Here is a 12,955-nt window from a genome sequence, read left to right as displayed (position 1 = left end):
ACATCCCCACTGTGCCCCCTTGAAGGGCCGGACGCGAGACAGGGAACCGACGAAGTACCCACGGTGGTCATTGTGGGATCCCCACAAAATGACAGGGGGGATCCTCCAAAAACAGGATGTGTGGGTCGTATCAGGCGCGATTCTGAGCTTCCCGTCGTCCTAGGACGGCAGCAATGACGTCATTGATCGGGGTATCGACGCCGACCTCGTCACCCAATCGGGGGACAGCTCCCACCTGAGCAGCGTATTCGCTGGGGCGTCCAGCAAGGATGTCGCGCTGGAAGGAGGTTGTTGACGCGGGATCCTGTCCAGCAAGGAATGTGAGGTTCTTCTCGACGAAGTCGTCGGCGATCCTGGCGCTGTGAGCGCGGGCCACCAGAACAGTTTCGTCGATACACCGAGCAAAGACATCGCGGTAGGGGCCAAGGAGGTCGCCTAAGGAGACGTCGAGTACTGCACCACAGGCTCCTTGGGGGACGACGGAACACATCTTGACCCACAAAGTGGTGGTGATGTTCTCCACGTCGGGAGAGGTGAGACCGCCCTTCCGGCAAGCCTCTCGTAACTCATTGACGAGGGTATTGGGGGAATCGTCAATAGTCGAGACCTCGAACATTCGAGGGCCGCCCAAGTCCATAATCAGACCTGGCTCCACGATCTTGACCCACTGTCGGCATACCCCTGGTGCGACATGCTCAGGGCCAATAATCGCCGAAAGCTCGTGTGGCGCGATGACGCCATTTTGGGTGGTTACGACCAGGGTGTGGGGGCCCATAAGCGCGGGCAGGTATGTGCGTGCGGCCTCTGCAACTTGAAAGGTCTTGGTACATAGCAAAACGACGTCAACCTGGCCGATCTCGGCTGCGTTGTCAGTGACGGGTACATCAAGGGTCAACTCCGTATTGCCGACTAGGCGCAGGCCGTGCTCACGGATGGCGATGAGAGTTTTGCCACGGGCAATGAAGGAGACGTCCATCCCGGCATCTGCGAGGGCTGCCCCGTAGAAACCGCCGATGGCCCCGGCACCGATGATTGCTGCTTTCATGACTCCTCCGTGCCCTTGGTGTCCGCATATGCCGAAACCATGGCGTGCTCCACTGATTCCCTGGCATGAGGCGAGGCAACGTGGCCGGCAGTAACGGGACCTTCATCGCTGCCAGGGTGCGCTGCATTCCCATCCCAGCGTGGGTGGCGACGCATGCTACGACGTCGTGCTCGCGCAGGAAGCGAACGATGCGGGCGTGGTGGCTACCTTCAGTACCCTCATCATGGAGGCGGTCCCACTCAACCTGAAAGGTGTGCCAGTCGGTGATATGACCGTCGTTGTTAACCTGTGCGACGGCTACCATAGGTGCCTTACCTAATCGTGGCTCCACTGAGCCGTCCGGACGAACGGGGATCATGACGTTCATAATGAGAGCCTAGCTCTCACGATGGCGAGTTCGGTGGCGGAAGCGACCCGATGCGGTGGGCTGAGAGGCGCAGTGATGGCCGTGAGCTGTAGCGTTAGGGTCTTGACCGAGCAATAGGAGCTCGGTTGAGGTTTGCAATTCAGTTTTAGAGAAAGCGGTTTTATGGCGTCGAATGGTCATGCGCGCGTAGAGATGAAGCCTGGTGATTCCGGGTCAGCTGGTGCGACGAGAAATAGCCAGACGAGCCGGGCCGTCTTCATTGCGGTGACGGCAGCAGCTCTGGGAATCACTTATGGTTATGATATTTCTAATACCGCGGCCGCTTTGCAATTTGTGCAGCGAGACTTTGGTATCTATAGCGCCATCAACACGGCCTCCGTGGTAGGTCAAATAGCAGGTGCCATTCTTGGTGGCCCTATGGCGAATGCCATCGGACGTAAGAAGTCAATGCTGGTTATCGCGGCTGGATATACTGTTTTCGCTATCCTGACAGCACTCTCTCTGTCCGCTGGACTGTTCCTTGCTATGCGGGTTCTGTTGGGTATCACCATCGGGCTTTCCATCACCGTCGTGCCGGTGTTTATCGCCGAATCCGCTCCGGCATCGCGGCGGGGCGGGCTGGCAACCGCGTATCAAGTGACGTGCGTCGTCGGAATCATCTTGGGGTACCTCGTCGGTTATTCCCTGCTGCCTACGGACACGTGGCGTTGGATTCTCGGTGTCGCAGCCGTCCCAGCATTTATTGTGCTCCTGATGCTTGTTCGCACCCAGGAAACCCCCTCCTGGTACATGCTCAAGGGGCGTGAAGATGAGGCTCGTCGCGCCATGGAGCGCATCGAGGTTGCTGAATTGGTTGAGCCGAGCCTCGATGAGATCCGCAACTCCTTGTCTTCTCGACCCTCTGGATCTGTGTGGAGGCGGTTGCGTGAGATGTTCCATGGGGGCATGGCTCGTGCCACGATCTTTGCTATCGTTCTGGGATTTTCAATCCAGATCACTGGAATTAATGCAACAATCTATTATGCGCCTGGAATCTATTCGCGAATGGGATTTACTGACACTGCGACAACCTATCTGGTGCCATCCTTGGTACAGTTCCTCTCATTGATAAGTGTTGTCATCTCGATGCTCGTTATTGATAAGGTAGGGCGTCGATTTGTTCTTATCACGGGAATATCTACGATGATCGTAGCGACTATCGTGCTCATCGTGACATATTTGGCGAGTGGTTTCGAAGGTGCTGTTGCCGGTGTTATTGGTCTCGTTGGGATGTCCCTTTTTACTATGGGGTTTACCTTCGGTTTCGGTTCCATCGTATGGGTTTACGCAGGTGAGATTTTCCCGGCTCGCTACCGCTCACTCGGTGCATCCCTGGTGCTTACGGCAGACTTGATCGCGAATGCGATCACTGCCCAATTGGGAGCTGCGATGCTCGACGGTATCGGGCTGGCAGGAACATTCGGGGTCTACGGTGGGCTCCTCGTCGTTGCGCTGCTATTCCTGCTGCGGTACGCCCCGGAAACGTCCGGTCGCTCGCTTGAGGAGATCCAGGACTACTGGAACAACGGTGCTCGGTGGCCCAAGGCTGACTCGCCTTCGATGGGGTGAGTGCGAGATGGGTTCATGGCGTCAGCTCCTCAGCCGCCCCAAGGTGATTGCTAGGCGCAGCACATAGGCTTCTCGAGGATCCGACGGGGAGTAGCCAGTGACGTCTTGGATCCGTTTGAGTCGGTAGCGCACGGTGTTGGGGTGAATGAACATCGCCCGACCCGTGCCTTCCACTGAGCAGCCGTGATCGAGGAAGGAGACAGTTGTGTCCATGAGGTCTCCACTGGCTGTCGCGAGGGGGCTGTAGACCTCGTTGACGAGCCACGCAATGGCATCTGTATCACCGGAGAGGACTTGCTCGGGTAGTAAGTCGACGGCTGCCATGACTTGCGGACCTTCCGGCCAAGCTCGTGCCGCACGTATTCCGGAGAGGGCGGCACGAGCGGATGCTGGGGCCAGCGTGAGATCGGCCACGACGGGTCCGACGACGATTGGCCCTGGCGCGAAGTGGTTTGCGAGAGCTTCGCTTGCGGCTACGGCTGCCGGGTCGTCAACGAGTTTCTCACCGGCCAAAATGACAACTAACCGGTCGGACTGTACGGCGGCTAGCACCGTCATCTGCATGCGTTCTCCATCACGTCGCAGCACGTGGAGTTCATGCTCGGTCGTCGGGGCCCGCCCGACAACGACGCAGAGGTTGATGCCCGGGCGCCAGCCGAGAGTAGAAGCTCGCGAGATGAGCTGTTCATCGGCGTCGGCTCGCACGACGGCATCAACGACGAGGGATTCCAGACGTTCATCCCAGGTACCGCGACGTTCGGCGGCTCGCGCGTAAACCTCGGCGGCGGCGAAGGCCACCTCGCGGGAGTAGTGAACGATGGCAGTGCGCAGCACTTGGCGATCACCGCGTGGCATTTCGGTCTCAATTTGTGCCTCAACGACGTCAATCGTGGTGCGGACGAGCTCGACTGTCTGGTGCAAGGAGATCTTGCGGGTCATGGACCGGGGCGCCACGTCGAAGACGTCGGTGGGGGAGTAGGGCTCGGCGTCATCGTCAGCAAACCACTGGACGAAGCCGTCAATACCTGAGCGAGCCACGATCGAGATCCACGATCTTTCTTCGGCTGACAGATCACGGAACCAGGAGTGTCGACGACCCATTTCCTCTAGAGTGGCCGTCGTCATAGCTGAGGTGCGGGCCATCAATCTTTTAGCGATAGCTCTGCGCGTGCGGTCAGAAGACACCACCGTACGGCCGGTACTCGACGTACGTCCGCTACCTATTCGACGCGTAGACGTCGTCCCGATGTCGTTCCTGGCCACCTAAGCCTCCCTAGCCTCCCTCGGCGAGACTTCGGTCAGTCTAGTGGGGTGACGCCTCAAGCACAGGGGCGACAGCAGATGGCGAACAGATCCGGGGGACGACGCGCTGGGACGATTTACGGCACTTCCGAGTGACTTTTCTTCCATAAGACGACACAATATGTTGACGGCGGGCCCTCGGGCTGCCGCTTTGAACCGTCACCGGTGATGTCGCCGGTTGTGCGTCGCTGTCGATGAGAAAGGACCCGGCGTGATCCCACGCGAAGAACGCGGACCAGTCCTCAACGGACTTCCGACAACCCTGCCTGACGTCGATCCCGAGGAGACCCAGGAGTGGATCGAGTCCCTCGACAAGATGGTCGAGACTGATGGTCCGAACCGTGCCCGGATCGTGCTGCTCAAGATGTTGGAGCGGGCTCGTAGTCACAGTCGTCTCGGGCTGTCAGCGCTCACCTCCACCGACTACATCAACACCATTGCAGCCGAGGACGAGGAAGAATACCCCGGCGACGCCGAGATCGAGCGGAACATCCGTCGTCTGCTGCGCTGGAATTCCGCCATTACCGTGCATCGCGCGCAGCGTCCCGGTATTGGCGTCGGCGGTCATATCTCCACCTATGCCTCTGCCGTGACCCTCTATGAGGTCGGTCAGAACCACTTCTGGCGCGGGCAGGACGCCCCCGGCGGCGGTGACCAAGTTTTCTTCCAGGGGCACGCCGCGCCCGGTATGTACGCTCGCGCGTTCTTGGAGGGACGTCTCAGTGAGGACGACCTCGATGGGTTCCGTCAGGAGAAGTCGAAGGCCGGGCATGGTCTACCCTCTTACCCGCACCCTCGCATGTTGCCCGACTTCTGGCAGTTCCCGACGGTGTCGATGGGTCTGGGCCCGATGGATTCCATTTACCAGGCGTCTATGAATAAGTACCTCACCAATCGCGGTGTCAAGGACTGCGCAGATCAGCACGTGTGGGCTTTCCTTGGCGACGGTGAGATGGACGAGCCGGAGTCGCGCGGATTCCTGCAGGTCGCTGCCAACGAGGAGCTCGACAACCTCACCTTCGTCATCAACTGCAACCTGCAGCGTCTAGACGGACCGGTGCGTGGCAACGGCAAGATTGTCCAGGAACTTGAGGCTGTCTTCCGTGGTGCTGGCTGGAACGTCATCAAGGTCATTTGGGGATCTGGCTGGGACCCGCTGCTGCAGGCAGACCGTGACGGTGCCCTCGTTGATATCATGAACAACACCCGTGATGGCGACTACCAAACCTTCAAGGCCAACGACGGCGCCTATGTCCGCGAGCACTTCTTTGGCCGCGACCCGCGCACTGCCAAGATGGTCGAGAAGTGGACTGACGAACAGATTTGGGCGTTACGCCGTGGCGGTCACGACTACCGCAAGATTTACAACGCCTACAAGGCGGCTACGGAGTTCAAGGGAGCGCCGACCGTGGTGCTTGCCTGCACTATTAAAGGTTACGATCTTGGTACTCACTTTGCGGGCCGCAACGCTACCCACCAGATGAAGAAGCTGGCCCTTGACGACCTCAAGCAGTTCCGCGATCGTCTCGAAATTCCGATTTCGGACAAGGTGCTGGAGGCCGACCCCTACCGTGCTCCCTACTTCCATCCCGGAGCCGACGACGAGCGCATCCAGTACCTCATGGAGCGTCGTCGCGCTCTCGGCGGTTTCGTGCCGGAGCGCCGTACGAGGCACACGCCACTACCCATCCCGGCGCAGAAGGCCTTCGATGGTGTCAAGCGTGGGTCGGGCAAACAGGAGGTCGCCACCACGATGGCCTTCGTGCGTCTGCTCAAGGACCTTATGCGCGACAAGAATTTCGCTCCGCACGTCGTCCCGATCATTCCTGACGAGGCCCGTACCTTTGGCATGGACTCGTTCTTCCCGACGATCAAGATCTACAATCCTCACGGCCAGAACTACACCCCTGTCGACCACGAGCTCATGCTCAGCTACCGCGAGGCCAAGAACGGGCAGATCATTCACACTGGCATCAATGAGGCTGGTTCAGCGGCTGCTTTCATTGCCGCAGGCTCGGCATACTCCACTCAGGGCGTACCGATGGTGCCGATCTACCTGTTCTACTCGATGTTCGGGTTCCAGCGTACCGGTGATTCTTTCTGGGCAGCTGGTGATCAGATGACGAAGGGATTCATTATTGGCGCCACTGCCGGACGCACCACGCTGACCGGTGAGGGCACCCAGCACATGGATGGCCATTCGCCGGTTCTGGCTGCGACGAACCCAGCGGTCATCTCCTACGATCCGGCTTATTCTTACGAGATCTCCCACATTGTTCAGGCAGGTCTGGAGCACATGTACGGCGAGAACGCCGAAGACGTCATGTACTACCTGACGGTGTACAACGAGCCGATCGTCCAGCCGGCTGAGCCAGAGGGCGTTGACGCCGAGGGCATCGTCAAGGGCATGTACCTGCTCTCGAAGGGCTCCTTTGAGGGCGTCGGTGAGGATGCCCGCCGCGTTCAGCTGCTGGCCTCCGGCGTCGCCGTGCCGTGGGCCATTGAGGCTCAGCAGCTCCTTAAGGGTGACTTTGGCGTTGTTGCCGACGTGTGGTCGGTGACGTCGTGGAACAACCTACGTCGTGACGCTATGGAGGCCGAGGAACAGACTTTCCTACACCCCGAACAGGGCAGGCGCACCCCGTATATCACCCAATGCCTGGCCGACGCCCCTGGTCCAGTCGTTGCGACCACCGATTACACGCGTCAGGTGCCCGATCAGATCGCCCAGTGGGTGCCGGGGGATTATGCCTCCTTAGGTGCTGACGGATTCGGGTTCTCCGACACCCGTGCGGCAGCGCGCCGATTCTTCCACATCGATGGACCGTCCATGACAGTGCGTGCCCTCCAGATGCTTGTCGAGCGTGGTGAGGTTCCCGAGGACTGGCCTGCCAAGGCTGCCGAGAAGTACGACCTCCTCAACGTCAACGCGGGGGCGTCCGGTAATGCTGGTGGCGACGCCTGATCGATAGATCGTCGAATAACCGGGGCATTCCATGATGTGGGCTGCCCCGGTTTCGTTGAAGTCCGTTGCCTCCGCCATACTCCTGCTAGCGCTTTTTAGCGTCTAAACTAAACCGAATTAGCTCTCGTGGTAACGGTGCTGCGAGGGGTGGAGATCAAAGGAGCAGGACACATGAGGTTGAGTCGTCGTCACGTGCTCGCTAGTACTGTTGGGGTAGTTTCGACGGCGTTGATCACGGCACAGACGCCCGTAGGTATCGCGTTTGCAAGGCCTCGTAGGACTTCTAAGGCAGTGACCACTGCGGTCTACATCGAGGTCAATCACGAGGATCCCGCGACTGTCGGGGCCTTCGTCCGAGAAGGGGTTCACCGCCCGGTCTTCGATCTGGCTATGATTTTTTGCGGCCAATATCAACTATGACGGGTGCACGGCTTACCTGCACCTGAACGAGCGAGTCATGGAAACGCTCAGAGCTGCTGAAACTCAGATTCGTCCGTTGCAGCGTCGTGGGACGAAGGTACTCTTGTCGCTCCTTGGCAATCATGAGGGCGCCGGATTCGCCAACTTTCCAACCCGGCATGACGCTGACCGGTTCGCGGCTCAGGTAGCAAGGGTTGTTCATAGGTATCATCTTGATGGCGTCGACCTAGATGACGAATATTCTGAATATGGCAAAAATGGTACCGGTCAGCCCAATGAAGACTCTTTTGTTTGGTTTGTTCGTGCGCTACGACGCCACCTGGGGCCTCATAAACTCCTCGCCTTGTACTCGATTGGGCCATCGGTTGATCGAACTGTTTCGTCCGCGGGCAATGCATCAGATGACCTCGATTATGCGTGGAACCCGTGGTACGGCACCTATCAGGAACCATCGGTGCTGGGTATGCCTCGAAGTCATGTGGGGGCGGCGGCAGTTGACTGGGGACATACGTCGATCGAAATGATCCAGACGATGGCTTGCCAAACGATCCGTGACGGTTATGGCGTCTTCATGACGTACGACTTGCGGGTGTCGACGAACCCGTCCCTCGTGCAGGCCATGACAACGGCCTTGGAAGGAAGGTGGTGACTTCGACAGTGACCGTCGAAGAAAGGGCCCCACGGTGGTCGTCGGCGGGATGTTCTGGCACACTGATGAAGGTGAGAACTTCCTGTCACGCAGAGCAAGGGAAAGCGAAGGATTTCGTGGGAAGCGGCAGCGATTTGGACAAGCTCGGTTTCGAGGCCGGGCAGGTCGTCCAGGAGCTCGGTTGGGACGATGACGTTGACGAGGACCTCCGTCAAGAGGTTATGGACATCATCGACGGTGACATGATTGAAGATTCGATCGACGCCGTTGATATCGTCTGGTTGTGGTTGCGTGCCGATGACGGTGATGTAGCCGACGGCTTGGTTGATGCTATGCGTGATTTGTCTGATGATGGGTTCATCGTTCTCGTCACCCCGAAGGTGGGACGCCCGGGCACTATCGATCCGGCTGATCTGTCTGACGGCACAGACACTGCTGGAATGGTGCTGACTACCAGCTACGACGTTAGTAAGGACTGGCAGGCCCACAAAGTTGTGCGCCCGCGCGGCGGGCGGCGCTGACCCGTCTTCTTTCATATGCTGCCTGCGGCATAGCCCCGTGGGCGGTGTAGCATGCCCAACGTATTGGTGGACCTGGAAAGGCCCGCCAATACACGGTCCTCACATCATTCGCCGAGTATTTCGTCCAGTTCTTCTGGGGTCATAATCGGAGCCATCTGCAGCATCTTGTAGGCCGGCATGTTAAGCACGAAGGCCGCTACCGTCGGATCGCTGTCAAGGTCGATGCCTATTTTCCGTGTCGCGTGGCGGACTTTCGCTGCGAAGTTCTCGTCGTTGGCCATCCATTCCGCGACGGTGGAGTCGCGGTGCAGTGGGTAATGCACCTGCGGGGCATCGAGGGCGATATCAGCCACGAGTGGCAGATCACGGCTGGACGCACCCACCTCGACACGCACAGTTCCAGGTTCGACTGTCCAGGAGTGCAGCAGGATGTCCCAGTAGGACAGGTCGCGCCGGGTCAGCGCGACGGTGACCGTCTGCCTCTGACCGGGCTTCAGTTCCACACGACGGAAGGCTTTGAGTTCGCGCACGCAGCGGTCAATGGTGGCGTCGGGGAAACCCAGGTAGACCTGAGGCACAGCAGCGCCGGCGCGGTCTCCGGTGTTGGAGACGGTGAAGGTGACGGTTAGCACTGGTGTGTCTTGCCCGGTGGACTTGGCGACAGGGCAGATGGCTAGATCAAGGCTGGAGTAGGCGAAGTTGGTGTAGCTCAGGCCGTGACCGAAGGGATAGGCGACCGGACGATTCGTGGCGTCGAGACCTCGGTAGCCGATGTATCTGCCCTCCCCGTAGTGCACGTGCTGGAATTCTCCGGGGAAGTTGAGCTGAGCAGGGATGTCGGACAGTTCGACGGCGATGGTCTCGGCTAGATGGCCGGAGGGATTGACCTTGCCTGTGAGGACGTCGACGGCTCCGCTACCGCTTGCCTGTCCACCCAACCAGCATTCGAGGATCGCGTCTGCGTCGTGATCCCATTCGGAGACGCTGATCGACGAGCCGTTTGATAGCACCACGACTGTGTGGATGGCCACCTCCCCTACTCGGCGCAAGAGGTCGACTTGATCCGCTGGTAAGGCAGTTGAAGTGCGGTCGTACCCCTCCGATTCCATGATGTCTGGTAAGCCCAAGAACAGGACGGCTATGTGTCCCTTCGCCATCGAGACTGCCTCGTCGGCAAGCTGGGGATTGGGCTGATCGGAGAGGGAAAATCCGGGAGAGAAGGGCACGTCGCCCCACACTTCCTGTAGTGCGTTGAGGGCAGTATCAAGGCGGGTCGGATTAACCTTCGACGACCCGGCTCCCTGGTAGCGTGAGGTACGGGCAAACTCACCGATGACGACGACATCGTCAGGGCTGGTAATAGGCAGGACGGCACTGTCGTTCTTGAGAGGGACGGCAGAGGCCGCGGCTGCCCGTCGCGCTAGTAGGTGGTGCGCTTCGATGTCACAGCTGTAAGAATCAGTCGCAGCTGCCGAAGCGCGCGAGACCAGGGTAAGGATTCTGGCTACCGCCGTGTCGAGGATCGCCTCATCCAAGGAGCCATTACGAACAGCTTGCACGATGCGCTTGTCGTTGCGTGGGGCGGGTCCGGGCATTTCGAGATCGAGTCCGGCACGCAGCCCCTCGACTCGGTCGACGACTGCGCCCCAATCTGACACCACCATCCCGTCATAGCCCCATTCGTCACGAAGCACCTCGGTCAGCAGCCAGTGATTCTGGCTGGAGAAGACACCGTTGACGGCGTTGTAGGCGCACATGACCGTCCATGGATGTGCCCGTTTGACGACCGCCTCGAAGGCAGGTAGGTAGATCTCGCGTAGCGTGCGTTCGTCGATGTCAGCACTGACTCTCAAACGGTCGGTCTCCTGGTTATTGGCAGCGAAATGCTTAAGAGAGGCACCGACCCCCTGGGACTGGATACCGCCACCAGTTCAGTCGCGATGACCCCGGTGAGGACAGGATCCTCGGAAAAGTACTCGAAGTTACGGCCGTACAACGGAGAACGCTTCATGTTGATACCAGGACCGAGTAACACACCTACGCGCTCGGCTCGTGTCTCCTGACCTAGTGCGACTCCAACCTCTGCGATGAGGTCGGGGTTCCAGGTCGACGCCAGTCCGGCGGCGGTGGGGAAGCAGGTGGCGGGGATAGAGTTGTAGATGTCTGCTGGTGACCCGTCTGACACCTTGCGCAGTCCGTGCAGGCCGTCGGTGATCATCGGTCCGGAAATGCCAAGGCGTTCGATCGCCTGAAGGTGCCAGGCGTCACTGCCTGGGCACAGAGAGGCTTTTTCCTCAAGGGTGAGTTGGCCAATGATGTCGGTGATCTGAGATGCGGTCATAGCTGGCTCCTTCGTCGACGTCGACACCGATTATCGTCGGGACCTAGGACAGATTCGCGACAGCGATGTATCGGGATGACGAAGGTTCGTTAGTGACGCTCAGAGCTGTGAACTAGTGGTGACCGTTACTCCGGCATCTTCCATAACCGCCACGGCTGCCTTGCCCATCTCTGGGCTGACCGGCTCGCTGAGGTCGGTCAGGCATGTCGTGACGAACCTGAGACGCTGGGCGTCTAGAGCCGTGTCTTTGACGCAGTGGGACAGAGCCAAGCCGACGATGTCGACAGCCTCGATTCCGCGATCACGCAATACCGTCTCGAGAATTGACCCGTCCTCGGTAGTCCCTTCGAAACCGGAATAGGCCGCAGCGTATTGGCCTTTCTTAACCCGTGCGCCGACAGGAATCTTAGCGATCGCCGGATGAATCTCAGCTTCGTCGGTGCCAACAACTCCATGTGGCGGCCAGGAGTCCACAAAGTCGGGGTTGTTGGAGAAATGGTTACCGGGATCAATATGCCAATCCTGAGTGGTGACGACCATGTCGTAACAATTGTGGTGGGTTGGGATATACGTCGCGATCCGCTCGGCGCAGGCATTGCCACCCGTGACAGCCAGAGCGCCTCCCTCGCAGAAGGTCGGCTGGACGTCCACGACGAGAAGGGCACGGTGTGACGAAGTCATGGACACATCCTTTCACCACGTCTGGTTGTAGGTACGCTGACGCCATGGCAGTGAGCACCTATGAGGCAGCCCAGGATCGTTACGACACCATGGAGTATCGACGTTGCGGAACGAGCGGCTTATTACTCCCCGCTGTCTCCCTAGGGCTGTGGCACAATTTTGGAGATTTTCACCCCGGATCTACGCAGCGTGCCGTGCTGCGTCGCGCTTTCGATCGCGGCATCACCCACTTCGACCTCGCTAATAATTACGGTCCGCCCTATGGACAGGCCGAGATCAATTTCGGTCGCATCATGGCGACTGATTTCAAGCCCTACCGGGACGAACTCATTATTAGTTCCAAGGCTGGCTACGATATGTGGCCAGGCCCTTATGGGCAGGGTGGGTCTCGCAAGTACCTCATCGCCTCCTGTGACCAGTCTCTTAAACGGATGGGGCTGGACTACGTCGACATCTTTTATTCTCACCGGTTCGATCCGGAAACTCCGCTCGAGGAGACAATGGGAGCTCTCGACCGGATCGTGCGATCAGGCCGTGCCTTGTATGCAGGTATTTCCTCATACGATCCCAAGGAGACAGAACGTGCTGCCACCATTGCGCGTGACCTTGGCACCCCGTTACTCATCCACCAGCCGCGTTACAACATGTTTGATCGATGGATTGAGGATGGTCTCGTCGATACCTGTGAGCAGGAGGGGATGGGCATCATCTGTTTCTCTCCGTTGGCTCAGGGAATCCTCACCGACAAATACCTGAGGGGTGTTCCCGCCCAGTCGCGTGCTGGCATGGGAGCGGTCTCGCTGCGACCCGATCAGATCGACGACGCCACCCGCGCTGCAATTGCTGCCCTCAACGAGGTTGCCAAAGACCGTGACCAGACGTTGGCCCAGATGGCCCTCTCGTGGATCCTGCGTGAGCCCCGCATTACCAGCGTGCTTGTGGGGGCTTCCTCGGTACCACAACTGGATTCGGATATCGATGCGCTTAGAACTACCCCGTTCACCGACGACGAGAGAGTGCGTATTGAGTCGGTGTTGGCCGACCACGTCCTCTGAT

General features: G+C 59.0%; 9 protein-coding genes and 2 pseudogenes. 5 read left to right on the top strand and 6 right to left on the bottom strand.

What is annotated here, in order from left to right:
• Window positions 1-130 precede the first annotated feature (130 nt).
• Together LRP59_RS06610 and LRP59_RS06605 are read right to left on the bottom strand one after the other, a co-directional pair.
• Window positions 131-1,045 (bottom strand): 2-dehydropantoate 2-reductase, encoded by a 915-nt coding sequence (locus tag LRP59_RS06610; RefSeq protein ID WP_002513736.1) that lies wholly within the window; start codon window positions 1,043-1,045, stop codon window positions 131-133.
• Window positions 1,042-1,412 (bottom strand): annotated as a pseudogene (locus LRP59_RS06605) (NifB/NifX family molybdenum-iron cluster-binding protein). Before LRP59_RS06605 ends, LRP59_RS06610 begins: the two are co-directional and overlap by 4 nt.
• 162 nt (window positions 1,413-1,574) lie before the next feature.
• Between LRP59_RS06605 and LRP59_RS06600 the strand changes: the two are divergent.
• Window positions 1,575-3,020, top strand: a complete 1,446-nt coding sequence (locus tag LRP59_RS06600; protein WP_002513734.1) for a sugar porter family MFS transporter — start codon at window positions 1,575-1,577, stop codon at window positions 3,018-3,020.
• A gap of 21 nt (window positions 3,021-3,041) precedes the next feature.
• Here the strand turns inward: LRP59_RS06600 and LRP59_RS06595 are convergent, their stop codons facing one another.
• A complete protein-coding gene (locus LRP59_RS06595) occupies window positions 3,042-4,163 on the bottom strand; it encodes a CdaR family transcriptional regulator (protein ID WP_002525627.1) in 1,122 nt (373 codons plus the stop codon).
• Window positions 4,164-4,500: 337 nt separating this feature from the next.
• Between LRP59_RS06595 and aceE the strand changes: the two genes are divergently transcribed.
• The 3 genes and pseudogenes from aceE (at window position 4,501) to LRP59_RS06580 (ending at window position 8,877) form a co-directional block, all read left to right on the top strand.
• A complete protein-coding gene (aceE, locus tag LRP59_RS06590) occupies window positions 4,501-7,287 on the top strand; it encodes a pyruvate dehydrogenase (acetyl-transferring), homodimeric type (protein ID WP_002513731.1) in 2,787 nt (928 codons plus the stop codon).
• Between the two features lie 291 nt (window positions 7,288-7,578).
• Window positions 7,579-8,356, top strand: a pseudogene (locus LRP59_RS06585) (endo-beta-N-acetylglucosaminidase H).
• Between the two features lie 65 nt (window positions 8,357-8,421).
• Window positions 8,422-8,877, top strand: a complete 456-nt coding sequence (locus LRP59_RS06580; protein WP_002521710.1) for a DUF3052 domain-containing protein — start codon at window positions 8,422-8,424, stop codon at window positions 8,875-8,877.
• A gap of 104 nt (window positions 8,878-8,981) precedes the next feature.
• Here LRP59_RS06580 and LRP59_RS06575 read toward each other — a convergent pair whose 3' ends face one another.
• From LRP59_RS06575 to LRP59_RS06565, 3 genes are all read right to left on the bottom strand, one after another.
• The gene (locus LRP59_RS06575; RefSeq protein WP_097920930.1) at window positions 8,982-10,796 is read right to left on the bottom strand and encodes a glycoside hydrolase family 3 C-terminal domain-containing protein; all 1,815 of its coding nucleotides are present in this window, start codon (window positions 10,794-10,796) and stop codon (window positions 8,982-8,984) included.
• Window positions 10,727-11,218: a glycoside hydrolase family 3 N-terminal domain-containing protein gene (locus LRP59_RS06570; RefSeq protein ID WP_252236831.1), complete on the bottom strand. Its 492-nt coding sequence runs from the start codon at window positions 11,216-11,218 to the stop codon at window positions 10,727-10,729. The genes LRP59_RS06575 and LRP59_RS06570 overlap by 70 nt, the downstream gene beginning before the upstream one ends.
• A 99-nt stretch (window positions 11,219-11,317) precedes the next feature.
• On the bottom strand, window positions 11,318-11,899 hold the full coding sequence (locus LRP59_RS06565; RefSeq protein ID WP_002513724.1) for an isochorismatase family protein: 582 nt from the start codon (window positions 11,897-11,899) through the stop codon (window positions 11,318-11,320).
• Window positions 11,900-11,943: 44 nt separating this feature from the next.
• On the opposite strand from LRP59_RS06565, the gene mgrA reads away from it, so the two are divergent.
• Entirely contained in the window at window positions 11,944-12,954 is a 1,011-nt protein-coding gene (gene mgrA / locus LRP59_RS06560) for an L-glyceraldehyde 3-phosphate reductase (RefSeq protein ID WP_002532134.1), read from the top strand.
• The last annotated feature ends 1 nt before the right edge of the window (window position 12,955 follow it).

This window comes from Cutibacterium sp. 37298 (genome assembly GCF_023838685.1).
GTDB lineage: Bacteria > Actinomycetota > Actinomycetes > Propionibacteriales > Propionibacteriaceae > Cutibacterium > Cutibacterium acnes.
This window is presented reverse-complemented; position numbering and strand designations above follow the sequence as displayed.

Bases quoted from the DNA above. Each gene is read 5' to 3' on its own strand.
- LRP59_RS06610 (WP_002513736.1), bottom strand. From the start codon at position 1,045: ATGAAAGCAGCAATCATCGGTGCCGGGGCCATCGGCGGTTTCTACGGG.
- LRP59_RS06600 (WP_002513734.1), top strand. From the start codon at position 1,575: ATGGCGTCGAATGGTCATGCGCGCGTAGAGATGAAGCCTGGTGATTCC.
- LRP59_RS06595 (WP_002525627.1), bottom strand. From the start codon at position 4,163: ATGGCCCGCACCTCAGCTATGACGACGGCCACTCTAGAGGAAATGGGT.
- LRP59_RS06580 (WP_002521710.1), top strand. From the start codon at position 8,422: ATGAAGGTGAGAACTTCCTGTCACGCAGAGCAAGGGAAAGCGAAGGAT.
- LRP59_RS06570 (WP_252236831.1), bottom strand. From the start codon at position 11,218: ATGACCGCATCTCAGATCACCGACATCATTGGCCAACTCACCCTTGAG.
- LRP59_RS06565 (WP_002513724.1), bottom strand. From the start codon at position 11,899: ATGACTTCGTCACACCGTGCCCTTCTCGTCGTGGACGTCCAGCCGACC.
- mgrA (WP_002532134.1), top strand. From the start codon at position 11,944: ATGGCAGTGAGCACCTATGAGGCAGCCCAGGATCGTTACGACACCATG.